This window comes from Prauserella aidingensis (genome assembly GCF_024171865.1).
Classification (GTDB): domain Bacteria; phylum Actinomycetota; class Actinomycetes; order Mycobacteriales; family Pseudonocardiaceae; genus Prauserella; species Prauserella aidingensis.
In genome coordinates, this window is record NZ_JAMTCN010000001.1 from 413285 (window position 1) to 437967 (window position 24683).

The 24683-nt window shown below is 71.8% G+C and carries 27 protein-coding genes; 11 read left to right on the plus strand and 16 right to left on the minus strand.

Annotated features, from left to right (window positions below):
- Positions 1-43 precede the first annotated feature (43 nt).
- Positions 44-307: a type B 50S ribosomal protein L31 gene (locus LY13_RS01665; protein ID WP_253826310.1), complete on the plus strand. Its 264-nt coding sequence runs from the start codon at positions 44-46 to the stop codon at positions 305-307.
- On the opposite strand, the gene LY13_RS01670 is transcribed toward LY13_RS01665, so the two are convergent.
- The 4 genes from LY13_RS01670 to LY13_RS01685 all read right to left on the minus strand — a co-directional run bounded on the left by LY13_RS01670 (position 274) and on the right by LY13_RS01685 (position 5473).
- On the minus strand, positions 274-1827 hold the full coding sequence (locus LY13_RS01670) for a pyridoxal phosphate-dependent decarboxylase family protein (RefSeq protein WP_253826311.1): 1554 nt from the start codon (positions 1825-1827) through the stop codon (positions 274-276). The genes LY13_RS01665 and LY13_RS01670 overlap by 34 nt on opposite strands.
- Positions 1824-3182 carry an MFS transporter gene (locus LY13_RS01675; protein ID WP_253826312.1) on the minus strand — a complete coding sequence of 453 codons (1359 nt, stop codon included), beginning with the start codon at positions 3180-3182 and terminating at the stop codon, positions 1824-1826. The genes LY13_RS01670 and LY13_RS01675 overlap by 4 nt, the downstream gene beginning before the upstream one ends.
- A gap of 88 nt (positions 3183-3270) precedes the next feature.
- The gene (locus LY13_RS01680) at positions 3271-4290 is read right to left on the minus strand and encodes an LLM class F420-dependent oxidoreductase (protein ID WP_253826313.1); all 1020 of its coding nucleotides are present in this window, start codon (positions 4288-4290) and stop codon (positions 3271-3273) included.
- 100 nt (positions 4291-4390) lie between these two features.
- Entirely contained in the window at positions 4391-5473 is a 1083-nt protein-coding gene (locus LY13_RS01685) for an oxygenase MpaB family protein (RefSeq protein WP_253826314.1), read from the minus strand.
- 88 nt (positions 5474-5561) lie between these two features.
- On the opposite strand from LY13_RS01685, the gene LY13_RS01690 reads away from it, so the two are divergent.
- Positions 5562-6173, plus strand: a complete 612-nt coding sequence (locus LY13_RS01690) for a TetR/AcrR family transcriptional regulator (RefSeq protein ID WP_253826315.1) — start codon at positions 5562-5564, stop codon at positions 6171-6173.
- Between the two features lie 69 nt (positions 6174-6242).
- Here LY13_RS01690 and dmpG read toward each other — a convergent pair whose 3' ends face one another.
- Positions 6243-7271 carry a 4-hydroxy-2-oxovalerate aldolase gene (gene dmpG, locus LY13_RS01695; RefSeq protein ID WP_253826316.1) on the minus strand — a complete coding sequence of 343 codons (1029 nt, stop codon included), beginning with the start codon at positions 7269-7271 and terminating at the stop codon, positions 6243-6245.
- Positions 7268-8203 carry an acetaldehyde dehydrogenase (acetylating) gene (locus LY13_RS01700; RefSeq protein ID WP_253826317.1) on the minus strand — a complete coding sequence of 312 codons (936 nt, stop codon included), beginning with the start codon at positions 8201-8203 and terminating at the stop codon, positions 7268-7270. The genes dmpG and LY13_RS01700 overlap by 4 nt, the downstream gene beginning before the upstream one ends.
- Before the next feature lie 40 nt (positions 8204-8243).
- On the opposite strand from LY13_RS01700, the gene LY13_RS01705 reads away from it, so the two are divergent.
- Positions 8244-9077 (plus strand): IclR family transcriptional regulator, encoded by an 834-nt coding sequence (locus LY13_RS01705; protein WP_253826318.1) that lies wholly within the window; start codon positions 8244-8246, stop codon positions 9075-9077.
- A 44-nt stretch (positions 9078-9121) separates the two neighbouring features.
- Here LY13_RS01705 and LY13_RS01710 read toward each other — a convergent pair whose 3' ends face one another.
- Positions 9122-9925 (minus strand): aminotransferase class IV, encoded by an 804-nt coding sequence (locus LY13_RS01710; RefSeq protein ID WP_253826319.1) that lies wholly within the window; start codon positions 9923-9925, stop codon positions 9122-9124.
- 58 nt (positions 9926-9983) lie between these two features.
- Here LY13_RS01710 and LY13_RS01715 point away from each other — a divergent pair, with 58 nt between their 5' ends.
- Complete coding sequence (locus LY13_RS01715) at positions 9984-10319, plus strand: MerR family transcriptional regulator (RefSeq protein WP_253826320.1); 336 nt, start codon at positions 9984-9986, stop codon at positions 10317-10319.
- Between the two features lie 109 nt (positions 10320-10428).
- Positions 10429-10827, plus strand: a complete 399-nt coding sequence (locus LY13_RS01720; protein WP_253826321.1) for a pyridoxamine 5'-phosphate oxidase family protein — start codon at positions 10429-10431, stop codon at positions 10825-10827.
- Positions 10828-10878: 51 nt separating this feature from the next.
- Here LY13_RS01720 and LY13_RS01725 read toward each other — a convergent pair whose 3' ends face one another.
- Positions 10879-11586 (minus strand): MBL fold metallo-hydrolase, encoded by a 708-nt coding sequence (locus LY13_RS01725; RefSeq protein WP_253826322.1) that lies wholly within the window; start codon positions 11584-11586, stop codon positions 10879-10881.
- 185 nt (positions 11587-11771) lie between these two features.
- On the opposite strand from LY13_RS01725, the gene LY13_RS01730 reads away from it, so the two are divergent.
- The 3 genes from LY13_RS01730 to LY13_RS01740 all read left to right on the plus strand — a co-directional run bounded on the left by LY13_RS01730 (position 11772) and on the right by LY13_RS01740 (position 14165).
- The gene (locus LY13_RS01730; RefSeq protein WP_253826323.1) at positions 11772-12257 is read left to right on the plus strand and encodes a hypothetical protein; all 486 of its coding nucleotides are present in this window, start codon (positions 11772-11774) and stop codon (positions 12255-12257) included.
- Between the two features lie 30 nt (positions 12258-12287).
- Positions 12288-13031, plus strand: a complete 744-nt coding sequence (gene dprE2 / locus LY13_RS01735; protein WP_253826324.1) for a decaprenylphospho-beta-D-erythro-pentofuranosid-2-ulose 2-reductase — start codon at positions 12288-12290, stop codon at positions 13029-13031.
- A 222-nt stretch (positions 13032-13253) separates the two neighbouring features.
- Positions 13254-14165: a universal stress protein gene (locus LY13_RS01740; protein ID WP_253826325.1), complete on the plus strand. Its 912-nt coding sequence runs from the start codon at positions 13254-13256 to the stop codon at positions 14163-14165.
- A gap of 36 nt (positions 14166-14201) precedes the next feature.
- Here the strand turns inward: LY13_RS01740 and LY13_RS01745 are convergent, their stop codons facing one another.
- From LY13_RS01745 to LY13_RS01775, 7 genes are all read right to left on the minus strand, one after another.
- Positions 14202-15167, minus strand: coding sequence for a DUF3048 domain-containing protein (locus LY13_RS01745; protein ID WP_253826326.1), 966 nt, complete (start codon positions 15165-15167; stop codon positions 14202-14204).
- Positions 15168-15171: 4 nt separating this feature from the next.
- The gene (locus tag LY13_RS01750; RefSeq protein WP_253826327.1) at positions 15172-15756 is read right to left on the minus strand and encodes an Rv1733c family protein; all 585 of its coding nucleotides are present in this window, start codon (positions 15754-15756) and stop codon (positions 15172-15174) included.
- A gap of 280 nt (positions 15757-16036) precedes the next feature.
- On the minus strand, positions 16037-17266 hold the full coding sequence (locus tag LY13_RS01755; protein WP_253826328.1) for a styrene monooxygenase/indole monooxygenase family protein: 1230 nt from the start codon (positions 17264-17266) through the stop codon (positions 16037-16039).
- Positions 17259-17903 (minus strand): GTP-binding protein, encoded by a 645-nt coding sequence (locus LY13_RS01760; RefSeq protein WP_253826329.1) that lies wholly within the window; start codon positions 17901-17903, stop codon positions 17259-17261. Before LY13_RS01760 ends, LY13_RS01755 begins: the two co-directional genes overlap by 8 nt.
- On the minus strand, positions 17878-18219 hold the full coding sequence (locus LY13_RS01765; protein WP_183653775.1) for a DUF742 domain-containing protein: 342 nt from the start codon (positions 18217-18219) through the stop codon (positions 17878-17880). The genes LY13_RS01760 and LY13_RS01765 overlap by 26 nt, the downstream gene beginning before the upstream one ends.
- Before the next feature lie 64 nt (positions 18220-18283).
- Entirely contained in the window at positions 18284-18721 is a 438-nt protein-coding gene (locus LY13_RS01770) for a roadblock/LC7 domain-containing protein (RefSeq protein ID WP_253826330.1), read from the minus strand.
- Positions 18718-20106, minus strand: coding sequence for a sensor histidine kinase (locus tag LY13_RS01775; RefSeq protein ID WP_308216247.1), 1389 nt, complete (start codon positions 20104-20106; stop codon positions 18718-18720). The genes LY13_RS01770 and LY13_RS01775 overlap by 4 nt, the downstream gene beginning before the upstream one ends.
- Before the next feature lie 487 nt (positions 20107-20593).
- Between LY13_RS01775 and LY13_RS01780 the strand changes: the two genes are divergently transcribed.
- The 3 genes from LY13_RS01780 (at position 20594) to LY13_RS01790 (ending at position 22653) form a co-directional block, all read left to right on the plus strand.
- A complete protein-coding gene (locus tag LY13_RS01780; RefSeq protein ID WP_253826332.1) occupies positions 20594-21109 on the plus strand; it encodes an ATP-binding protein in 516 nt (171 codons plus the stop codon).
- 86 nt (positions 21110-21195) lie between these two features.
- Positions 21196-21816, plus strand: coding sequence for a 5,6-dimethylbenzimidazole synthase (bluB, locus tag LY13_RS01785; RefSeq protein ID WP_253826393.1), 621 nt, complete (start codon positions 21196-21198; stop codon positions 21814-21816).
- 201 nt (positions 21817-22017) lie between these two features.
- Complete coding sequence (locus tag LY13_RS01790) at positions 22018-22653, plus strand: phosphoribosyltransferase (protein ID WP_253826333.1); 636 nt, start codon at positions 22018-22020, stop codon at positions 22651-22653.
- A 153-nt stretch (positions 22654-22806) separates the two neighbouring features.
- On the opposite strand, the gene LY13_RS01795 is transcribed toward LY13_RS01790, so the two are convergent.
- Positions 22807-24546, minus strand: coding sequence for a pyruvate dehydrogenase (locus LY13_RS01795; RefSeq protein ID WP_253826334.1), 1740 nt, complete (start codon positions 24544-24546; stop codon positions 22807-22809).
- Positions 24547-24683: the final 137 nt, after the last annotated feature.

Sequence of the window (24683 nt, forward strand, 5' to 3'; positions counted from 1 at the left end):
CCGCAACGACGACCCCTGGTCCGGCCCTGCGACAGGAGGAACGATGAAGCCCGACATCCATCCCGACTACCACCCGGTGGTCTTCCAGGACGCCAACACCGGTGACCGGTTCCTGACCCGCTCGACGGCCACCTCGGAGCGCACCACCGAGTGGGAGGACGGCAACACCTACCCGCTGGTGACCGTGGACATCAGTTCCGCGTCGCACCCGTTCTGGACGGGCACGCAACGGATCATGGACACCGCGGGTCAGGTGGAGAAGTTCCGCCGCCGCTACGGCGACGCGTCGGCCGCGCGGGGCCGGTAGAGCGTTCCGAGGAACTCGGCGAGCAGCCGCTCCCGCAGCCTCGGCGACGCGACCGCCAACATGGCGTTGATCCCGGCCATTCGGTCAGGCAACCGGATCGGACGGCCGGGACCACGGCCCTGTCCGTCACCGGTCCGTCCGTCGCCGTTCCCGTCGGGGCCGTCCTCGTCGGGGCCGTCCTCGTCGGGGCCCGCGCCGAGACCCGCCGCGGCGAGCAGGCCCGCGAACTGCTCCGGCGTGAGCGCCTCGGGGTCGAGAGCGTCGATCAGCGCCCGCAGGTCGTCGTCGAGCGTGACCGGCCCTGCGGCCACGGCCGACGTCACGGCCTCGCGCATCGCCGTCAGCAGCGCGTCCTCGTGGCCGCGGTTCGCGGCGGTCACCGTCAGGTGCAGATTGGCGGGCGACGACTCGTGCGGGAACTGGAGTTGCACGTACCAGCCGCGGGCTGCCAGCTCGTCGGCCACCGTGAACAGGTCGAACCCGGGGTCCCCGTCGAGCGCGACGGCCAGCAGCGTGGAGTCGGGCTCGCCGAGCACGCCGAGTCCGTCGATCGCGGTGATCCCGGCACGGATCTCCTCGGTCGCCGCGCGGGCGGTGCGGGCGAGCGCGGCGTAGCCGTCGTCGCCGACGTGGCGGACGACCGCCCACGCCGCCGCGAGCGGACCACCCGACCTGGTCGACTGCAACGTCGGGTTGAGCATCGTGTACCCGGGCCAGTCGGCGCTCGCGAAGTAGTGGCCGCGGCGCAGCTCCGCGTCGGCGTGCAGCAGCACGGACACGCCTTTCGCGCAGTAGGCGTACTTGTGCAGGTCCACCGACAGGCTCGTGACCCCGGGCACGGAGAGGTCGAACGCGGGAGCGCGGGTGCCCACGCGCTCGCGGCGCAGGTACGGCAACACCCAGCCGCCGATGCACGCGTCGACGTGCAGGCGGACGCCGTGTTCGCGGGCCACCGCGGCGATCTCGGGGATCGGATCGACGACCCCGTGGGCGTAGGACGGCGCGCTCGCGACGACGAGCACCGTGGTGTGGTCGATGGCCGCGGCCGTCGCGTCCGGGTCCGCGCGGAAGGTCGTGGGATCCACCGGCACGCTCACCACGCGGACGCCGAACAGGTGGCCCGCCTTGCGGAACGCGGCGTGCACCGTCGACGGGACGACGATCGACGGGTCGACGACGTCCCGTCGGCCCTCGCGCGCCGCCAGCACGGCCAACAGGCACGACTCCGTGCCGCCCGACGTCACCGTCCCGACGGCGGCCCGCCCTCCGCCCAGCAGCTCGATCGCGGTGCCGACGAGGTCGTTCTCCATGTGCAGCAGGCTGGGAAACGCCGTCGGGTCCAGCCCGTTGGCCGAGGACGCCGCCGCGTGCGCCCGCGCGGCCAGTTCGTCGAGGTCGCCGAGACCACTGTCGTAGACGTAGGCCAGCGTGCGCCCGCCGTGGGTCGGTGCGTCCCCGGCCCGCAGCCGGGTCAGCTCCGCGAGCACCTCGTCGGCGCCGGGACCCACGCCGGGGATCACGCGCCGCCCCCTTCGGCCGGGGCCGTGGCATCGGCATCGGGGTCGCCGTCGGGGCGGCGGTCCCCCAGCACGCTGCGCCGCAGCAACGGCAACGCCAGCGCGACGAACACCGCGGGCAGTGCGGAGAAACCGACGGTGATGGCCGTGACCGCGCTCTCGGGCTGGGTCGCCACCGACTGTCCACTCGAGACGTACCCGCCGAGCGAGAGCACGAGTCCGAACAGGCCGGGGCCGACGGCGAGCCCGAGCGTCTCGGCTGCCGTCCAGACGCCCGCGGTGATCCCGGCGCGGGTGGCACCGGTGCGTTCCTCCTCCGCGGAGATCAGGTCCGGGAGGATCGCCAGCGGGAACACCTGGATCCCCGCGTATCCCACACCCGCGAGCGCAACGAACACGAACACCACCGGCGTCGCCATGGCCGGTGAGAATGCGAGGGCTCCGAGCGCGGCCGCCAGCAGTACCGACGAGACGCGGAAGCCCGTGAGTTTGCCGCCGCTGCGGCCGATGCGGTCCCACACCGGCATGACGAGCAGTGCCGGGCCGACGAAGCCCGCGAACAGCGCCGACTGCAGGTCGGGGTCACCGAGGACGTACCGCGCGACGTAGTTGACCCCGGCCAGCAGGGTGGCGACGCCGAGCGCCTGGAGGAAGTAGACGGTCAGCAGCCAGCGGAACGCCCGCCAGGACCGCATGGTGGCGAGCAGGTCGCGCCACCCCGGTGTGGGCTCCCGCAGCCTCCCCACGGGTGCACCGCGCGTGCCGGCGTAGACGGCGACCGCGCCGAGTGCGATGAGCACGCCGACGAACGCGCCCATGGCGCGATAGCCCGCGGTGCCGCCGAGCCCGCTCGCGATGGCCGGTGCGACCGCGCCCGACACCAGGATGGCGAGCGCCAGCACGGCGATGCGCCAGGTCGTCAGTCGCGTCCGCTCGTGATAGTCCTCGGTCAGTTCCGCGGGCAACGCGTTGAATGGCACCTGGAAGAAGGCGAACGCCGTCGCGCACACGAAGAACACGACGACGACGTAGGCCGCGTCCGCGGCCGTCGAGCCGAGGCCGGGACCCGCGAACAGCGCGGCGAAGCACGCGGCCAGCACCAGACCGCCGATCAGCAGGAACGGTCTGCGGCTGCCGTGTCTGCGCAGCGCGCCGTCCGAGATCCGCCCGGCGACCGGGTTGAACAGCACGTCCCACGCCTTCGGCAGCAGCACGATCGCACCCGCCACGGCGGCGGGCACGGCCATCGTGTCGGTCAGGTACGGCAGGAGCAGCAGCCCCGGCACCGTCCCGAACGCGCCCGTCGCGAACGACCCGAGCGAATACCCGAGACGAGTCCTGGTCCCCAGCGCCGACATGCTCCTCCTCGGACGGTGCGCGTGGAGGAATCGTGCCACCCCGGCGCCGCCACCCGGCTCCGACCCCGACGTGCGAGACAGCGCCGGGTCAGCCGAGCACGTCGGCCACCCGGCGCAGCGTCGCGGCGTCACCGCGGACGAGCAGCGTGGTCACGACCGTGTCCTCCCACGCCTGCAGTTCGTCGCGGATCTTCGCGGGCGGCCCGATCAGCGACGTGTCCTCGACCAGTGAGGTCGGGATCGCCGCCGTGGCCTCCTCCTTGCGGCCCGCCAGGTACAGGTCCTGCACCGTGTCCGCCACATCGGCGTAACCCATGCGCGCGAACACGTCGTGGTGAAAGTTGGCGTCCTTCGCGCCCATACCGCCGATGTAGAGCGCCAGCGACGGCTTGATCATCGCCGCGGCCTGTTCGACGTCGTCGTGCACGATCACCGGCACCGACGCGGCGACCTCGAACCCCTCCGGCCGGTGCCCGCGCGCCGCGAATCCCTCGTCGAGGGCCGCGCGGTAGAAGGCGTCGCTCTTCGGGGAGAAGAACAGCGGAAGCCAGCCGTCGCAGATCTCCGCCGACAACGCCACGTTCTTGGGCCCCTCGGCCGCCAGGTGGATCGGGATGTGGGACCGCAGCGGGTGCACGGTGGACTTGAGCGGCTTGCCCAGCCCGGTGCCGCCCTGCAGCGGCAGTTGGTACTGCTTCCCGTCGTGCACGACCGGTGCCTCGCGCGCCACCACCTGGCGCACGATGTCGACGTACTCGCGGGTCCTGGCGAGCGGCCTCGGGTACGGCTGCCCGTACCAGCCTTCGACGACCTGGGGTCCGGACGCGCCGAGCCCGAGGACGAATCGGCCGCCCGACAGGTGGTCGAGCGTCATCGCCGCCATCGCCGTGGCCGTCGGCGTACGGGCCGACAGCTGGACGATGTTGGTGCCGAGGGTGACGCGGGAGGTCGCCGACCCCCACCAGGCGAGCGGGGTCAGGGCGTCGGAGCCGTAACCCTCGGCGGTCCAGACCGAGTCGAATCCGAGTCGTTCGGCCGTCGTGATCGCCTCGAGCGCACCCTCCGGCGGGCCCGACGACCAGTATCCGAGGTGGTAACCCAGTTTCACGTCGTGTTCTCCTTCGGGCCGCACTGTCGTCGGATGCCACCGGGGTCCGGTGGCGCTGCCGGTCCGTTGCCGTCGTCACCGGTCCGCGCCGGATCGTGCGTCAGCCCGCGGGCCGGTGTTCGGCGGGCACGTAGTGGGTGGGCCGCGACCGCTCGGCCACGGGCGGCAGGTTCCGCGGCGGGGTCTCGACGGTGGGCGTTCCCGCAGGGTCCCTGCCGAGCGCGCGCCGCCAACCCGCCCTCGCCCGCGGATGGTACCGACGCTGCCACGGGACGAACCGGAACGCGAGCCCGATCGCCTTTCCCACCAGCCGGTGCACCCGCTGGTCGCGCGGCGACCACGGGTAGCCGAGGCGGGTGCGCACGGGTTCGTCGTACATGCCGACCGTCAGCCACACGAAGCCGCGATGCACCAGCGGCCGGACGAGTGTCCACAGGGGACGCGGCAGCCACTTCAGCAGTGGCGGCCTGCCGATCCGCGAGATGTCGAGGACGTCGCGTGTGGCCTTGTTGTCCTCGAGCACGTCCCGGCACATGCGGTCCCAGTACTCCTGGAAGTCCTCCCAGGTGGCCGGGACCGGGCGCATCGACATGCCGTACATCCGGTACCAGCGCTTGTGTTCGTCGAACAGCTGCCGCCGCTGCGCCTCGGTGAGCCCGCCCATGAAGTTCTCGGCGATGATCAGCGTGCTGACGAAGAAGGTCGCGTGCGCCCAGTAGAACGTGCCGGGGTTCAGGGCGTGGTAGCGGCGGCCGAACTCGTCGGTGCCCTTGATCGTGTCGTGGTAACCGCGCACCTCGAGCGCCGTGGCGTGGGCACGCGGGCCGTCGTAGATCACCCCGCCGATCGGGTACAGCGAGCGGAACAGCCGTTCCCAGCGTTCGTCGAAGAACCGGGAGTGCTCCTCGACACCGGCCCCGAGTTCGGGGTGCATGTTCTGCATGCTCCCCGCCCACAGGGCGATGAGCAGCCCTCGCCAGTCGCCGAAGATCCGCCAGGTCAGCGAGTCCGGCCCCAGCGGCTCGGGGGCGTGTCGGGCAGTGGCGGCGTACGGCGCGGCCGTGTGCACGTCGGAGGCCGGGGCCACGTCGGAGGCCGGGTCCGCCGCCTGTTCGCCCGCGGAGTCCCGTGCAGACGGTGCGTGCGGGGACGGCACGCCGTCGCGGGAGCGGCTCTGCGTCATCGTCGACTCCAATGTGACTACGGCCGTTGTCACCTTCGTCGGTCACGGTACGGTCGACAACGTTCGTGGTCAATCGAGGGAAGCTGACATGACTGCCGAAAGCCGCACCTGGGCGGGCACCACCCTGGCCGACCGCAAGGCCACCCGCAGGCGCCGACTGCTGGACTCCGGGCTGACCCTGCTCGGCTCCGAGGACAGTGCCGCCCTGAGCGTGCGCGCCGTCTGCCGTCACAGCAGGCTCACCGAGCGCTACTTCTACGAGAACTTCGCCGACCGCGACGAGCTCATCGTCGCCGTCTACGACGAGCTGACCTCCGAGGCCCACCGCGTACTCGTCGACGCCGTGGCGGCCGCGCCCACCGACGACCGGCCCGCCCGCGCCCGTGCCGCGGTCACCGCCTTCGTCGAGCTGATCATCGACGATCCCCGCAAGGGGCGGGTGCTGCTGCTCGCGCCGCTCACCCACCCGGCACTGAGCCGCAGCGGCGTGCAGCGCATCCCGATGTTCGCCGGGCTGGTCCGCGACGAACTCTCCGCCAACGTCGACGAGGAGGACCGCGCGATGACCGCCACCGCGCTGGTCGGCGGACTCGCCAACCTGTTCACGGCCTACCTGGACGGCACGCTCGACGTCGACCGCGAACGACTCGTCGTCCACTGCGTCAAACTCGTCCTCGGCATCGACGCCCTCCACAGCTGAACTGTCCGCAGCGGAACCCTCTCCGGCTGCGGCCTGTACAGCCGGACGTTCCACGGCCGGATCCACCGCTCACGCGCCCGCGACGTTCTTCTTCTCCTCGACCAGTTCGAGCGCGATGTCGATGATCATGTCCTCCTGGCCGCCGACGTAGCGCCGCTCACCCACGCGGTAGAGGATCTCGTGGGCGGGCACGCCGTAGCGCTCCGCGGCACGTTCGGCGTGCAGCAGAAAACTCGAGTACACGCCCGCGAAGCCCTGCACGATCGAGGAACGGTCCATCACGGGCAGCCGCGTGATGAACGGCTTGACCACGGTGTCCGCCGCGTCCATCAGCGCATCCTTGTCGACGCCCGTCTCGACACCGAGTCGTTCGAACGTCGCGGCGAGCACCTCGGTCGGCGAGTTTCCCGCGCCGGCACCCAGTGCGACGAGCGACCCGTCGATCTGGCGGGCGCCCGCGCGGTGGGCCAGGACCGAGTTGGCCACGCCGAAGCTGAGGTTCTGGTGCCCGTGGTAGCCGACCTGCGCGTCATCGCCGAGTTCGGCGACCAGAGCGGCGACCCGGTCGGACGCGTCCTCGAGGATGAGGGCGCCTGCGGAGTCGACGACGTACACGCACTGACAGCCGGCGTCGGCCATGATCCGCGCCTGCTTCGCCAGCGTCTCCGGCTCCGCCATGTGCGAGAGCATCAGGAATCCGACCGTCTCCAGCCCGAGATCCCTGGCGGCCGTGAAGTGCTGCACCGACACGTCGGCCTCGGTGCAGTGCGTCGCGATGCGCACCGCGCCCGCGCCGAGATCCGCCGCGGCGCGCAGGTCGGTCACCGTGCCGAGCCCGGGCAGCAACAGCACCGCGATGCGCGCCCGGCGCGCCTCCTCGACGGCCGCGGCGATCAACGTACGTTCGTCGACGAGGGAGAAGCCGTAGTTGAACGTCGACCCGCCGAGGCCGTCGCCGTGGGTCACCTCGACGAGGGACACCCCGGCGTCGTCCAGCGCCCGCACGGTGTCGCGCACGTGCTGTTCGGTGAACCGGTGCGCCATCGCGTGGCTGCCGTCGCGCAGGGTCGTGTCGACGATCCGAACCGGGGCCGTCATGCGTACACCGCCTTCGTCGAGGGGCCACTGTCGGCGCCGAGGAGTCGCTCCGCCATGAGCTCGCCGATGCGCGCCGCCGCGGCCGTCATGATGTCCAGGTTGCCGGCGTAGGTCGGCAGGTAGTCGCCGTTGCCTGCCACTTCGAGGAACACGCCCACCCGGGCGCGGCCGTTCCAGTCGGGTCTCGGGTCGTCGAACTGCGGTTCGGCCTTCACCGTGTAGCCGGGAACGTACTCCTGCACCCGGCGCGCGGTGTCGTGAATGGACTGTGCGATGGCCGCCCTGTCGGCGTCCGGGTCGATCGCGCAGAACACGGTGTCCCGCATGATCATCGGCGGTTCCATCGGGTTGATGATGATGATCGCCTTGCCGCGTTCAGCCCCGCCGACCACTTCGAGCCCCCGTGCGGTCGTCTCCGTGAACTCGTCGATGTTGGCGCGCGTGCCGGGCCCCGCCGACCGTGACGACACGGACGCCACGATCTCCGCGTACGGCACGTCGGTGACACTGCTGACGGCGTGCACGATCGGGATGGTCGCCTGCCCGCCACAGGTGATCATGTTCACGTTGGGCACCTCGAGGTGCTCCGGCGGGGCCACGACGGGGCACGTGAACGGGCCGGTCGCCGCCGGGGTCAGGTCGATCGCCCGGATGCCGGCCTCGGCGTAGCGCGGCGCGGCGGCCAGGTGCGCCTTCGCCGAGGTCGCGTCGAAGACCAGGTCCGGAGTCTCGTCGCGGTCCAGCAGCCAGTCGACGCCACCCGCCGAGGCCTCGACCCCGAGCGCCTCCGCACGGGCGAGACCCTCCGAGGCCGGATCGACGCCCACCATGTACCGCACGTCGACGAGGTCGCTCCGTTGCAGTTTCGCGAGCAGGTCGGTGCCGATGTTGCCGGGGCCGACGATCGCGGCCACCGCTCGAGGTGTGGTCATGGGGATGACGCTCCGGCACGGCGTACGCCAGAATCAACGTATGTGTCCCGCTCATCGGAACAACGCGGCTCCGAACAACGCGGCTGCGAACAACGCGACTCGGGACAACGCCGCCTCCTCGGGTGCGGACGGTGCCGCCGACGGTGTCGCGTCAACGGCCGCTCGGGTGGCGGCGTTGCTCTCGGCGTTCAGAGCCGGCGACGACGCGCTCGGCGTGTCCGAACTGGCACGGCGCACGGGCGTGCCGAAGTCGACCACACACCGGCTCGCCGCACACCTGACCGACCAGGGACTGCTGGAGCCCGCGGGCAGGGGCAGACTGCGGCTCGCGCTGAAACTCTTCGAGATCGGCCAGCTCGCCGCGGCCCAACGGGGCCTGGTCGACGCGGCCCGGCCGTACCTCGCCGATCTCCGCGAGGCGACCCGCAACACGGCACATCTCGCCGTGTTGGAGGGCACCGAGGTCGTCTACCTCGACATCCTCCGCGGGCCCGACGCGCCGACGCTGCCCTCCCGCGTGGGCGGCCGGTTCCCCGCCCACGCCACGTCCGTCGGCAAGGCGATCCTCGCGTTCTCCTCGCAGTCCGTTGTGGACGGCGTGGTGACCGCGGGCCTGCCCCGGATCAGCCCGCGGACCGTGACCGCTCCCGGGCTCTTCCGGACCCAGCTGGCGACGATCGCCCGCGACGGGATCGCCTACGACCGTGAGGAATCCGGGGTCGGGGTGGTCTGCGCCGGCGCACCACTGGTCGGCTCGGACGGGACCGCCGTCGCCGCGCTCTCGCTGTCCGGCTGGACCAATCGGATGCGGCTCGACCGTGTCGCCCCCGCCGTCCGCACCGCCGCGCTGACCCTGTCCCGCCTGCTGCCCTGAAAACGACCGCCGCGGTTCACACCGCGACATTCACACCGCGGCGTTCACACCGCGACCGGGGGCTCCGACTCGTAGGCGTCGTGCAGCAGGCTCACCAGCTCGCCGGGGTCTTCCATCGTCGTGTCGGCGATGCGGGCGAGTCCGACACCAGGACTCCAGGAATTCATGACCACGCCGGCGAGTCCCGCCGTCAGCTCGGTCTCCCCGACCGGCCGCACCACCTGGTCCACACCACGGGCCGCAAGCCGCCGTTCGACGATCTGCATCGTGACGCCGCGGAGCACCGGCGCCTCGGGCCAGACGACCGTTCGGCCGTCCCGGAACGCCAGATTCCAGATCGTGGCCTCGCTCAGGTGCCCGGCCGGATCCGCGAACGCGGCATCGTCGAAACCGCGCTCGGCCGCCCGCCGGAGAAATCGGGTCTTCGCGACTTCGCCCACGTGTTTGATATGCGGCAGGTGCCGCTGGTACGGCACGACGTCGAGCGCGAGCGGCTCCGCCGACGGCGTCACCGGGTCCGCCACGGTGACCAGGACGTCGATCTCGTCCGCTCCCCCGCTCTGCAGGAACTCGCCGGGCCGCGTGGTGAGGTGGCACGTGAGGGAGACGTCGGGCGGTGCGGACGCGACGGCCGACGACAGCAGCTCGCGGATCCGGCCGTCGGGCAGGTGGTGCCCGAACAGCTCGTCACTCGCGGTCCTGAGCCGGTCGAGGTGCAGGTCGAGCCCACGCACCGCCCCGTCGCGCACCTGCATGGCCGTGAAGTGCGCGAAACCGGAGAAGGCCAGCGGAGCGAGATCGTCGGCGGTCGCGACACGACCGTTGACGTACGTTGAGATGATCGCCATGCCGACAACGTAGGAGTTGACACCAGTGACAAGGGCAAACACGGATGCCCCACTTCGGGTGGGGGACCTCGCCGCCCGTACCGGGGTCAGCGCCCGACTCCTGCGCTACTACGAGAACCAGGGCGTCCTGCCGGCACGACGGTCCTCGTCCGGGCAGCGCCTGTTCGACGCGACCGCGGTCGACCAGGTGCTGCGGATCCGGGAGCTCCTGGATGCAGGCCTGCCCCTCCGCGTGATCCGCGAACTGATCGACTGCATCCGCGCGCCGGGGCGCCTCGAGCCGTGCGCAGTCCCTGTCCTGGCCGAACATCTCACCGAGTACGACTCGCGGATCGCCGAGCTCGTGACCACGCGGGACTCGCTCCAAGGGCTCATCGACGCGTCGGCCGGATGATCGCCGGCCCGGCCCGGCCCTGCCCGTGTCCGCGCGGCCGATCGCCACGTCCGTGACGTCCACACCGCACCGCGTACGCCTCGCGACCGCCTGCGCCTAGGGTGGGCGCATGTCCGACACATCCAGGCCGAGTGACGAGCTGACCGAGTTCTGGCGCGAGCGTCACATCGCGACGTTGACGACGCCGCGCGCCGACGGCACACCGCACGTCGTCCCCGTGGGTGTGACCGTGGACGAGGAGTTCGCAGTGGCCCGGGTCATCTGCTCCGGCGACAGCGTCAAGGCGCGCAACGTCCGCCGCGCGGGTCCCGAGGGTGCGTCCGTCGCGGTCAGCCAGGTCGACGGGCGCCGGTGGTCGACGCTCGAGGGACGGGCCGTCGTCCGTGACGACGCCGATGCGGTGGCCGAGGCCGAGCGCCGCTACGCCGGGCGCTACCGCACGCCCCGCGTCAACCCGAAACGCGTCGTCCTCGAGATCACGCTCACCCGCAGGCTCGGCATGCGCTGAGCACGCTCCCCGCCCCTCCCGGCCGGGGTCGTGCCCACATGCGCTCGGGGCTCAGCCGCCGAACATCGCCCGGAACTGTTCCAACGACGAGGCACGGTAGACGAAGTTGTTCTCGGTGACCTCGGACAGTGGCGCCGACGGCTCGGCCGAGTACAGATGTCCGGGGTGCACCACCGGGTCGCCGGAGAGGCGCGCCAGCGCCTGCAGGCTGTGGTACATCGCGTCGGCGTCGCCGCCCGGAAAGTCGGTGCGCCCGCACCCTTCGAGGAACAGCGTGTCACCCGCGACGAGCTTGTCGCCGACGAGGAAGCACTGGCTGCCGGGCGTGTGCCCGGGCGTGTGCAGCAGCCGGATGCCGACGGCGCCCACCTCGAGCCGGTCGTCGTGTTCGTGCGCGACGAGGTCGCCGGACACGCCCGTCGTGCGCCGCACCCATTCGGACTCCGCGTCGCTGACGTGCACCGGTACCTGCTCGCGCTCCAGCAACTCGGCCAGTCCCGGCAGGGAGAACCCCATGAAGTCGCCGCCGACGTGGTCCGGGTGGTGATGCGTGGCGAGCACACCGCTGAGCCGCATGTCGTCGGCGGCGAGCGTGTCGAGCAGGTCGCCCGCCGCGTACGCCGGGTCGACGACCACGGCCTCCCGCGTCTCGGTGTCCCCGATGAGGTAGGCGAAGTTGCGCATCTGCGTCGCGACGGGATCGCCCACGGCGAAGTCCCGGCCCGCGAGCAACTGGCGGAAGTACAGCCGATCGGACATGGCGCGCAGGCTACCGGTCGCCGCTCCCGGATACGTCGCCGCAGTCCCGGGTACCCGTCCCGCCCTGGCCGTGGCGTCGTCCCCGCGCGGCGGCCGTTCGGGCGGTATCGGCGGACGCGGTGCGTGGCCGGGCGGTCACGGGTGCGACAATTCCCGGACCTGAATCCGCCGGCGAGGAGGGCCCCATGCAGCTCGGACGTGCCGCCGTCGGCGTGGTACTCGGCATCGCGATCCTGTTCACCGGGGCGGCCAGCGCGGCGCTCGAACCCGAGCCGGGTGACGCCGCACGGGCGGCCCCGCACCCGCCGCCACACCCGGCATCGCCGCCGGACCCGCACCACTCCCCCGACACCGCCCCGGACGCCGCGGGCCCGCACACCGTGCGTATCCACGTGTCCGGTCCGGACGACACGCTCATGCGGGTACTGCGCGACGACCAGGGCACCCAGGTGGCGCTGGGCGGTGAACCGTTCGACCACTCCTTCACCGAACCGGCGGGCAGCGACGGGCACCTCGGCATCCGGGTGGCCGCGGCGAGCAAACAGGCAGGCCGCCCCGCCGTGCAGTGCCGCATCACGGTCGACGGCGACGTCGTGGCCAGGGACCGGGCGACCGAGCGGGACGAGACCGGACTGGCTCAGGTCCAGTGCGCGGTGCCCCGCGGCGTCTGACGCGGGTACCGCCGGGCAGACTCGAGGGTCATGAACGGAACCGTCGTCGTCCTCGGCGGGCGCAGCGAGATCGGCGTCGCCGTCGCCCTGCGCCTCGTCCGCGCGGGCGCCACCGAAGTCGTCCTCGCCGCCCGCCGCAGCCACGATCTCGACGAGCAGGAACGCCTCCTCCGCGACGCAGGCGCCACGTCCGTGGCCCGCGTCGAATTCGACGCCGACGACACCGCGCGGCACGCCGACGTCCTCGGCGAGATCATGACCGCCAACGGACCGGTCGGCGTCGTCGTCACCGCCTTCGGAATCCTCGGCGACCAGCAGCGCGCCGAACACGATGCGGGCCACGCGCTGCGGATCGTCCACACCGACTACACCGCGCACGTCAGCGCGCTGACCCACCTCGCGAATCTGCTGCGCGCCCAGGGCAGCGGCAGTCTGGTCGTGTTCTCCTCGGTCGCGGGCGTGCGGGTACGGCGGGCCAACTACGTCTACGGGTCGGCGAAGGCGGGCCTCGACGGCTTCGCGAGCGGACTGGGTGATGCCCTCGCAGGCAGTGGCGTGCACCTGCTGCTGGTGCGGCCCGGGTTCGTCGTCGGCCGCATGACCGACGGCATGTCGCCCGCCCCCTTCTCCAGCACCCCGGACCAGGTGGCCGACGCCACCGTCGCCGCGCTCCGCGCGGGTAGGCACACCGCATGGGTGCCGCGCATCCTGCGGCCGGTGTTCTTCGGCATGCGCCTGCTGCCGCGTACCCTCTGGCGGCGACTGCCCCGCTGAGTTGCCCGACGCCGCAGCATCACCGGCGTCACAGCATCACCCCGCGTCCCAGCATCACCCGAACGTCACAGCGTCACCCGAACGTCACAGCGTCGCGCCGCCGCGCGGTGTTCGCGGCGCACGGGCACATCGCGTCCCCGTGCGGAGTTTCGCCACACCCCGCCACCGCGCCGTCGCGTACCGTCCCCGTAGGACGGACGAGATCACGAACGGGAGGCGCCGATGACCGAAGCCGGCCGAGGCCAGGGACCCGTCGTCGTCGGGACCGACGGTTCCGAGACCGCACTGCGCGGCGTGCAGTGGGCGGCGCGGGCGGCGGCGATCCGGCGCGCACCCCTGCACATCCTGCATGCCTCCGGCTACCCCGAGCGCTACACGGGCGAGTCGATACTGCCGCCCGAGTCGTTCAAGGCCGAGCTGCGCCGCCAGCGGTGGGCCTTCCTGCACGCGGCGCGGCAATCGGCGATCGACACCGTCGCGGCGGCCGGACTGCCCCGGCTCGACGTGGCGACCGTGCTCGATCCGGAACAGCCCATCCCGGCGCTGGTCCACGCCTCCGCCACCGCACGGCTGCTCGTCCTCGGCACGTCGGCGCACCGCAGCATCACCGGGCTCATCGTCGGCTCCACGACCATCGCGCTGGTCGGCCACGCCCACAGTCCCGTGGTGTCCGTCCGCGGTGACGTCGCCGACAGCGGCGAACCCGACCGCAGGCCGGTCGTGGTCGGCGTCGACGGCAGTCCGTTGAGCGAACGCGCCCTCGGGTACGCGTTCGACGAGGCCTCGTTCCGGGGCGTCGCGCTCGTCGCGGTGCACACGTGGAGCGACTCGGACACCTCCGCGTTCCGCGACACGTACGTCGACTGGGAGCCGCTGCGCGACACCGAGGAACGGCGGCTCGCCGAACGCCTCGCGGGCCGGCGCGAACGCTACCCCGACGTGCCCGTGGAACGCGTCCTGGTCAAGGACAAGCCGCGGCACGAACTGCTCGAATGGAGCAACCGGGCGCAGCTGGTCGTCGTGGGCAGCCGCGGCCGGGGTGGGTTCCGTGGCCTGCTGCTCGGCTCGACCAGTCACGCCCTGATTCACAACGCCGGCTGTCCCGTGCTGGTCGCCCGCCCCGAGGACGCCTGACCGTCTCCTCGGCCCCGCTCGTGCGCGGCGTGTGCGTCACCGCGGAGTGAGCAGTACCCACACCGGCCCTTCGGCGACCGGCACGCGCTGCCCGCCGCGGGTGCGGTACGTCGTCGGATCCTCCGGCGACGGGCGTGACCACGTGCCGTCGAACGCCGTGCCGTCGCGCAGGATCGTCGCCTCGCCGCGCCCGACCGTCCCGGCCACGGGCGAGAGCTGCCCACCGGAATCGCGCACCTGCCTGCCCTCGCGAACGGCCACGCGCTGCACGACGACCGTCCCCGCGGTGACCCGGCCCGCCTCCCGCGTGGTCAGCGGGGACCCGTTGAACGAGATCCGCCAGCGGTCGTCGGCCGCCGACCACGTGAACCGGTAGCGCGCGTCGCGGAAGTTCACCGCGCGGGCCTCGACCGGTGTGCCGCCCTCCGGTGCCGCACCCGGTCGGGTGACCGGCGTCGGCTCCCGCTCCCGTTGTTGCCCCGGAAGCTGCTGCGGGCGCACGTACAGGTTGTGCGGGATGGGCCGGTCGCCCCCGCGGAAATAGGCCCCGGGCCGTGTCTTGTCCGTGACGAGCGTGATCGGCGCGCGTTTCAACAGCGGCTCGATCTCCGGTGCGCCACCCGAGTAGGCCAGCACCGGTCTGCCGAACTGCCGGACGAGCGCGATGTCGGTCTCCCGCGCGCTGCGCACCGGTCCGACCGCCTCGGGCAGCCTGCTCGCGTACACCGCGGCGAGCCGCGTCAGCCCGCCTTCGACCGGTTCGACGTACACCTTGTCCGCGGCCGACAGACCGGCCTGCGGGCGCGCCTGCTCGACGTTGTCGACCTTCACGACCACGACCGGCCTGCGCGGGGGTTCGCTCGGCGCCGCGCCCGGCTCCGAGGGCGCCCGGTCCTCACCGTTGCCGCCTCCCGGCAGCACCAGCAGCGTCACCGCCACGGCGGCGACGAGGAACACGACCACCGCGGCGATCAGCCGCAACGCGGAACGCGACAACGTCATGGCGTCACTGCCGCGCCCAGTCCTGTGCCACGCGCTGCCATTCGCGGTCCCACCACGCCTGCCGCGACCGTGCCAGCAGCACGCGGAAGGCGCCGTAGGCGAGCCCGCCCCCTGCGGCCACGAGCAGCCACAGGGCCAGGCCCGCGCTCGCACCGTCGACGACGGCGCCCGTTCGCGTCACGGGAGGCGAGGTGACGGCGCCGCCGGGGTCGACCCAGATGGCGACCTCCGTGCCCCGGGTGGCGCCGCGGTGGGCGGGTACCGATCCGGTGCGCTCGCCGCCTCCGGGCGCCGTCCACCGCGCCGGAGCGCGCACACCGCGCGCATAGCCCGTCGTCGCCGAGGTCGGCGCCTTCGCGGTCAGGACAGCGGTCACCTGGTGTTTCGCCGCCGCGTCGCGGGCGACGTCGTCCAGCCTGCTCGCGTACACGTCACCGCCCCAGCCGACCGCGACGGGCACGGCCGCGATCACGAGCGCCACGAGCATCACCAGCAGGCGGCCGTCCCAACGGTCACCCCTGCGTGCCAACGGGTTCTTGCCCGGACGGATCCGCCGCCACGCGCGCGTGAGCCGTCCGTCCGATCCCACGCCTCTCACCGTCACCGTTCTCCCCTCGTCGGCCGCTCGGGTGCGGGTCCTCGGACCACCGGCCCTCGGACCACGACACGCGGTCGGTACGCATGTCATGTTCCCGCCGCGGCGGCGAACTATTCAACACATCGCCCGCCCACCCACCGGAACGTGACCCGCCGACCGACGACGGCGGGCCGGCACATCGTCGATGTGCCGGCCCGCCGTGACAGCTGCCGAGATACTCCGCGGACTCACCGTCGGAGCCGCGGACGCCCCCTCGCCCGAGGGGCTCCCGTCAGGAGACGCTCGCCAGGTAGTCCGCCGCCTTCTGCGGGTCCATGAACCAGTGCTGATAGTCCGACGGGTCGGAGAAGCCGTTGGCGAACCGCTTCGCCACGACCGGGTTCTCCTGCGCCGCACCCAGGATGTCCATGACGTGCGGGGGCGGCGGGGTGAGCAGCGCGTTCGTCCAGTTCGTGACGTGCTGGGCGTAGTCCCAGTACTTCTCGAACGTCTCGTGCATCCACGCGTCGTCGAACGGCTGGTCGCCGCGCTCCATGATCGACTTCAGGTACGAGTCCGCACACTTGGCCGCGTTGTTCGAGCCCTGACCCGTGATCGGGTCGTTGGCGACGACGACGTCGGCCATGCCCAGCACCTTGCCCCCCGACGGCAGCGTGCCGACCGGCTTGCGGATGACCGGGGTGTAACCGCCCGCCAGCGTGGCGCGGTCGTCGGTCAGCTCGGCGTTCCGGGCCCGGTCGTACTCCCACGGCAGGAACTGCTTCATCAGCGCCAGCGTGCGGTCGAGGTGCTCCTGCGGGGACGGCCGGTCGGTGAACACGTCGAGCGGCCCGCCCGGAATGCCCTCGAAGAACAGGATCTCGCAGTTCCCGCTCAGCGTGTAGCCCGGGATCATGAACAGCTCACCCACACCCGGGATCAGGTTGAACCGGACCGCGCGGTTGTTCGGATGCTCCGGCCGAGGCTCGACGCCGTGCGCGTAGACGACCGACAGCGCACGTTGCGGCTTCGTCCACACCGAACGCTCGTTGTCGCGGTCGAACAGCTGCACCAGCTCGCCCTTGCCCGCGGCGACGACCGTCAGGTCGTACATCGTCGACAGCGAGTTCAGGTCGGCCGTCGTCACGCCGTGGATGACGAGCTTGCCGCCGCGCTGTTCGAACAGCTCCAGCCAGCCGGCCATCTTCACCCGCTGGTCGACCGACTGGCCGTAGTTGTCGAGCCAGCCGATCCAGTTGAGCTGGCGGCTGGCGTCCTCACCGGCGATCGACACGCCGAGGCCGTCGACCGTGACGCACTCGGACTCCCACAGGTTGAGGCCCTCGTCGCGCTCGGTCTGCAACGCGTCATTGAACATGCACTGGGTCGACATGACACGGCCGCCGCGGATCTCGTCCGCGGTCCGCGCCGACATCACGGTGACGTCGTACCCGTGCTGGAGCAGCGACAGCGCCAGCTGGAGTCCGGACTGGCCGGCTCCGACGACCAGAATCTTACGCATGCGTTCGTGCCCTCCCGGGGTCAGACAGTTCGGCCAACGCCAGCGTGTAGCTCACGAGCTCACGCAGCGTCTCGGCCGTGGATTTCGGCTCCCGCGCATCGACGGTGACCAGCGGAATCGACGCGTCGAGCGCCAGCGCGTCCCTGACGTCCTCGATGTCGTGGTACATCTCGCCGTCGAACCGGTTGACCGCGACGATGAACGGCAGGTCCGAGTCGTTCTCGAAGTAGTTGATGGCCGCGAAGGACTGGTCGATCCGGCGGGTGTCGACGAGCACCACGGCGCCGAGCGCACCGCGGGACAGGTCGTCCCACAGGAACCAGAACCGCGCCTGGCCGGGCGTGCCGAACAGGTACAACAGCAGATCGTCGTGCAGCGTGATCTTGCCGAAGTCCATCGCCACGGTCGTGGTCGACTTCTGGGCGGTGTCGGGCGCCTCGTCGATGCCCGTACCCGCCTCGGTCATCCAGGCTTCGCTGTTGATCGGCGGCACTTCGGACACGGATCCGACGAACGTGGTCTTGCCGACGCCGAAACCGCCGGCGACCACGATCTTCGCCGAGACCGCCAGCTGTTCCGGGTCGCCGCCGCCGGCCGCCGCCTGCGCGCCGTCAGACCGGTAGCCGCTTGAGTCCATCGAGGATCCTCTCGAGTACGTTCCGATCGTGCGCGTACGCGTACGCAGTGGGGTGGATGTAGATCGCTCCCTGGGCAGCCAGGTCGCTGACCAGCACGCGGATCACGCCCAGCGGCAGTCCCAGCGACACCGAGAGCTCGGCGATCGACACACGCGTGCGCGCACGCTCGTACAGCCGACGCGACTCCGGCATCAGGGAGTCCGCCAGGCTCGGGTCATAACGCGGCACCGAAATCAGCGTTTCGACGAGCAGGTCGTAACGCGGTTTGGTGCGGCCGCCGGTGAGCGCGTAAGGACGGATCCGCTTGCTGCGCATCCGGTTCGGCTGACCGGCCCCATTTTCTGTGGACACGGTGGTCACTTCCTCACCAGTGGGGTCGTCACGCCTGCGCCCTGCGGGCGGTCAGCACGCGTCGCATGTCGGCACGGATTTCCGGAGTCAGGGCGTGGCCGGCGTTGCGGACGAACTGGGTCATCTCGTACGCCACCACCTTCATGTCGCAGTCGGGCCCGGTCAGCACGGCGAGGCCGGCGCCGTTCCCGATGCCCATGAACAGGAAGTAGCCGTGGGTGAGCCGGATGATGATCTGCTCACACCCGCCCTTGTCGAACAGCGTCGCGCTGTTGCGCGCGAGGCTGAGCATCCCGCTCGCGATCGCCGCGAGCTGCTCCGATTCGTCCGTCGAGACCTCGTCGGACGCGGTGAGCGGAAAACCGTCGGACGACATGATCAGCGCGTGCGTGACCCCGTGGACCTTGCGGACGAAGTCGTTGATCAACCACGCGAAATTCTGTTTGCCTGAGGCCTGCGGGTTCACTCGGCCTCCTCACCGACGTCGTCGAGCCTGCGGTGCTTGGCCCGCGGAGCGTCGTCGCCCTCCTGGCCCGGCTCGGCGGCCTCGGCGTTCTCGGCGTTCTCGGCGGCGAGCTGCTCACCGTCGGAGAAGGCGTCCAGATCGGCCAGCAGCCGGTCGTGGCTCTCCTCCATCGACACCGGGTCCTCGAGCACGTCCTCGGGAGCCGACATCGGCTCGTCCGACCCGCTCGTGCCCGCGCCGGAACCCGCACCCGCCGCGGTGGTGTCCTTCAGGCTCTGCGACACGCGGCGGGGAAGCCCGCTCGCGGTCGTACCGCCGGTCGCGTTCGACGACGGGCGCGGCCGGGGCCGCGGCGAGGGCGGCTCCTCGACCGGAGCCGCGGTGTCCGCCTGCGGCGGAGCGGCGTCGGTCGGGGACGGGGCGGCCTCGGCCGGGGGCGGCGGGGTGGCCGCCGCACCGGTCTGCTGCGGCACGCGCTGCGGCAGCTGGCCGGAGATGGCCCCCGCCGAGCGTTCCGGCGGTTCGGGCGCGGGCTCGACCAGGCCAGGGCCCTGGGAGTAGAAGACCGTCTCGTTGCCCGACCACATCGCGTCCGGCACCTCGGTCACCAGCGCCAACGGCAGCAGCACGGTCGCGGTCGTACCGCTCGGCAGCCGGTTGGCCAGCGACACGGTGAGCTTGTGCCGGTCGGCCAGTCGCCGCACGACGGTCAGGCCCATGCTGCGGACCGCCTCGTCGTCGATGACCTCGTCGATCTCGGTCTCAACCGGCGACAGTCGCCGGTTGAGGTCGTCCATCCGGTCCGGCGGCAGGCCGATGCCCTCGTCCTCGATCCGCAGCAGCACGCTGCCGCTGTCGGTCAGGTGGGCACTGACCCGCACCGGAGCGTTGGGCGGCGACTGGTTGGCCGCGTTGTCCAGCAGCTCCGCCAGCAGTCGGCTGATGTCCTCCGCCGCGAACCCGGCGACGCCCAGGGACGCGACGCGCCCGATGGTGACGCGGGAGTACTGGTCGATCGACGACATGGCGCCACGCACGACGTCGACGAGCGACAACGCGTCCGTGGACGGACCACCGGCGTCCTTGCCCGCGAGCACCCGGAGGTTCTCCGCGTTGCGCCGCAGCCGCGCCGCGAGGTGGTCGAGGCGGTACAGCTGACCCAGCCGCTCCTCGTCCTCCTCGTCGATCTCCATCTTCTCGAGTTCCTGCAGCAGGGTGTCGACCAGGTTCAGGTCGCGGAGCGCGAGGTTCGCGCACATGTCGACCAGTGCCTGCTGCTGCTCGCCGCCCCGCGCCGGGAGGGGTTGCGCCAGGGCGGCGATCGCCGTCCCGTCGGATCCTTCCCCGTCCTGCCGTGGAGGATCCAGCAGCTGAGCCGCCGCCACCCGGGAGCGGTCAAGTAACACACGCGAGCGCTCCAGAATTTCCCGCGCTCTCGCCCGCCTCGCCATTCGGTGTCCACACTTTCTTGAGTCTCGCGTACGGGCCTCGGAATTCGGCCGTATGTCCCCCGACCAACGGTGGCATATGCAAGCAGACGCCCTCCCCGATGTCCACTAGCAGTCCCTGCGTAGTCGCGCGCCGTGATGCCTTACTCTCACCACCGCAAAGAAGCGTGGCGTGCACCCGTTCGTGGGACGGGAATCACCGTCCGTGTCCCATGTACTGCCACACAGATCACACCTAGAGTGACCGGATCCCTGCCGGACGGGTGTCCGGACGTGCGATCCTCACGGGAGGCACCACACCCGGTACGACCACCGGCCGAGCCGGACCGGACACGACAACCGAGCACCGACGACCGCATCGACAGCACCCGGGCCCGCCGCGCGGCCGGCGGCCCCGCCGACACGCGCCGTGGAAGGATCACGAGTGAGCAGCCACACCGCACAGGTCGACGACATCCGGCTCGTGGCCATGCCCAGCGCACTGAACTGCGCGAGCATGTTCGTCGAGTTCTCGCTGACCGAGTGGCAGCTGCCGATGCTCCGTGACACCACGTCCGAGGCGGCACGTGCGCTCGTGCAGAACGTGCTCGACCACGCCGACGACAAGAACCCCGGGTTCGTCAACGTACGGCTCCGGCTGAAGGGCGACTGCCTGGTGATCGAGGTCGAGGACGACCAGCTCGCCCGCGCCCACGACGAAGCACCGGTGATCGACGGCCGCCGGACGGGCGCCGTCCCGGTGCAGGGACGCGGCAAGCTCGTGTGGTGCGAGGTTCCGCTGCCCCCGGGCATGTCGGCCACGCAGGTGCGCCTGCCGCACCGCGGGGAGCGCCGCAATCTGCCACCCGAGGCCGCCGCCCCGCCCGCCGAGCAACCGCAGTCCGTCGACCCGGCGCTCGCCGACCGGGTGCTCGTCGGACTCAAGAACCGCGAGTGGTGAGCGCCCCGCAGCACCGGAGCGGCCCGCAGGCCGACGGCTCCGGCGAGAACCCCTCCGGTCGCGACACCCCTGGGGAGGTCGCGGACCTGTTCTACGCCCTCTGCGGGCGGCGGCGGGACGTGCGCGGGCAGTTCACCGGCGAGCCGCTCGACGACGTGGTGTTGCGCCGCATCCTCGGCGCCGCTCACGCCGCGCCCAGCGTGGGCCTGAGTCAGCCCTGGGACTTCGTCCTCGTGCGGGACCGCGGCACCCGCGAGACGTTCCGCGACCACGTCGCCGCCGAGCGGGACACCTTCGCCCGCGAGCTCTCCGGCGAGGACGCCGAGACGTTCTCGAAGATCAAGATCGAGGGCATCCTCGAATCGACCCTGTCGGTCGTCGTCACCTACGACCCGGACCGTGGCTCCCCCGCCGTGCTGGGCAGGCACGCGATCGCCGACGCCGGCCTCTACTCGGTCTGCCTGGCGATCCAGAACCTGTGGCTCGCCGCGACCGCCGAAGGTCTCGGCGTCGGCTGGGTCAGCTTCTACCGCGAACCCGTACTGCGCGAGCTGCTGCACATCCCCGAGCGGGTCCGCCCGGTCGCGTGGCTGTGCCTGGGTCCGGTGACGCACCTGGAGCAGACCCCGGACCTGGAACGGCACGGCTGGCGTTCCAGGCTTCCCCTGGACGCCGTCGTGCACGCGGAGCGCTACCCCGAGTCGTGACACGCCGTCCGTGACAAGCCATCCATGACGCGCCGTCCGTGACGTGCGGGCCGTGACCGCTGCCGCGGGGCGGGACCGCCCAGCCGGACACCGGACACCGGACACCGGACACCCGCACACTGGACACCCGCGGCGACTGCGCGCACCCTGGACCGGCGGGGACCTTCCCCGGGAACCTGCCCGCGTACGGAGCATGCGCGCATGGAGTTCACCGACCGCCGCGACGCCGGACGTGAGCTGGCTGCCCGGCTGCATCACCTGGCCGGGCAGCGACCGCTCGTGCTCGGCCTGCCACGGGGCGGGGTCGTCGTCGCCGGGCCGGTGGCCGAGGCGCTCGGCGGAGAACTCGACATCATCGGTGTCCGCAAACTCGGCGTGCCCGGCGACCCGGAGCTGGCTCTCGGGGCCATCGCCGAGGGCGGGACGGTCGTCGCCAATCCGGACGTCCTGCGGCATCGCCGGCTCGGCCGGGACGATCTCGACCGGGCCGCGGCCGAGGCGTTTCCGGAACTGGACAGAACCGTCGCGCGGCTGCGCCGCGGCAGGCCGCCCGTGCCGTTGGACGGGCGCTGCGTGATCGTCGTCGACGACGGCATCGCCACCGGCGCGACCACCCGTGCGGCGTTGCACTCGGTGGCCGCCCGCGGTGCGCGGCTGCTCACCCTCGCCATCCCCGTCGCGCCGGCCGACGTGCTCGAGGAGCTGTCCTCCGCCGCCGACCGCACCGTGTGCCCCAATCCGCGGGTCTGGATGCGCGCGGTCGGCAACTGGTACCGCGACTTCCGTCCGGTCTCCGACGAGGAGGTCATGGCGCTGCTGCACCCGCAGCACGCGTGAACCGCCTGCCACGGATCGGGCACGTCGCGGGCGCCGAGCGCGTCGGCGTGGCGGGTCGTCCCGTGGTGCGGGCGCCGTCGAGCGCCTCCCCGAACGATGGTCACGCATGTCCACTGCGGACGTCCGTTGTAGACAGCGGTCGACGGACGCGGGTCACGGGCGCGGAATGTTACGCAGGTTGGAGCGGGCCAGCTCGACCATCTTGCCGACGCCGCCTCCCAGGACGACCTTGCTCGCCGCCAGCGCGAAGCCCTTCATCTGCTGCGCGGTGATGTGCGGTGGCATCGACATGGCATTGGGATCGGTGACCACGTCGACGAGCGCCGGGCCCGGCCGTGCGAGCGCGTCGGCCAGAGCGGTACGCACCTGTCCCGGCTCGGTGACCCGGGTGGCCGGTATTCCCGCTCCCTGGGCGATCGCGGCGTAGTCGACGCCCGCGTGGTCGGTCTGGTAGTCCGGCAGCCCGTCGACGAGCATCTCGAGTTTGACCATGCCGAGCGACGAGTTGTTGAACAGCACGATCTTCACCGGCAGATCGTGCAGTCGCACCGTCAGCAGTTCGCCGAGCAGCATCGCCAGGCCGCCGTCGCCGGACATGGACACGACCTGCCGCTGCGGGTACGCCAACTGGGCGCCGACGGCGTGCGGCAGCGCGTTGGCCATCGTCCCGTGCAGGAACGACCCGATCACGCGCCTGCGCCCGTTCGGCGTGATGTAGCGCGCCGCCCACACGTTGCACATGCCGGTGTCGACGGTGAACACGGCGTCCTCGGCGGCCAGGTCGTCCAGCACGTCGGCGACGTACTCCGGATGGATCGGCGTGCGGTCACCCACCTCCTTGGTGTAGGCGTCGACCACCGTCTCCAGGGCTCGGCAGTGTTCCCGGAGCATGTCGTCGAGGAAGCCGCGGTCGGTCTTCTGGTCCACGAGTGGCAGCACCGCGCGCAGTGTCTCGCCCACGTCGCCGTGCACGCCGACCTCGAGCGGGGTGCGCCTGCCGAGCCTGCTCGCGTCGTGGTCGACCTGCACGGTGCGTTCGAGCGGCAGGAAGCCGTCGTAGGGAAAGTCGGTGCCGAGCAGCACGAGCAGGTCGGCGTCCTGGGTGGCCCGGTAGCACGCCCCGTAGCCGAGCAGGCCGCTCATGCCGACGTCGTAGGGGTTGTCGTACTGCACCCACTCCTTTCCTCGCAGCGAATGCCCCACCGGCGCGTGCACCCGGCCCGCGAGTTCCATGACCTCGGCGTGGGCGTCGGCGACCCCGGCACCGCAGAACAGCGTCACGGTTCTGGCCCGGTTCAGCGCGTCGGCCAGTGCGCGGACCTGAGTCTCCGGCGGCACGGCCACGGCGCGTTCGGTGACGAACGAGCTCGTCCCGGTCGCTTCGGTGGCGTCGCGGTGAGCCAGGTCGCCGGGCATCACCAACACCGACACGCCGCCACCGGCGAGTGCACGCTGCATCGCGATCCGCGGCACGCGCGGCACCTGCTCGGGCGTGCTGATCGTCTCGCAATAGCCGCTGCAGTCGACGAAGAGCCGTTCGGGGTGCGTCTCCTGGAAGAACCCCGTGCCGATCTGACCGGCCGGGATGTGCGAGGCCAACGCGAGGACCGGTGCGCCCGTGCGGTGGGCGTCGTAAAGGCCCTGGACGAGGTGGGTGTTGCCGGGGCCGCAGCTGCCCGCGCACACCGCGAGCCTTCCGGTCAGCTGCGCCTCCGCCGCTGCCGCGAACGCGCCCGCCTCCTCGTTGCGCACGTGCACCCATTCGATACCGGGCGTGCGCCGGATCGCGTCGACGATCGGGTTGAGGCTGTCGCCGACGACGCCGTAGATGCGGGACACGCCGGCCTGTACCAGCACCTCGATGAACTGATCGGCGACCGAGGCTCGGGCCATCTCGTACTCCTTCACGGATCGCGGGGCGGTGGTTCGGGCTGACGCGCTCGATTGTCGAGGCGTGAGCGCCACCGCGCGATCCGGGAAGCCGGGGCGCGGCTCCGCAGGGTGCGGGGCCCGCGGCCGGAGCGTGGTGG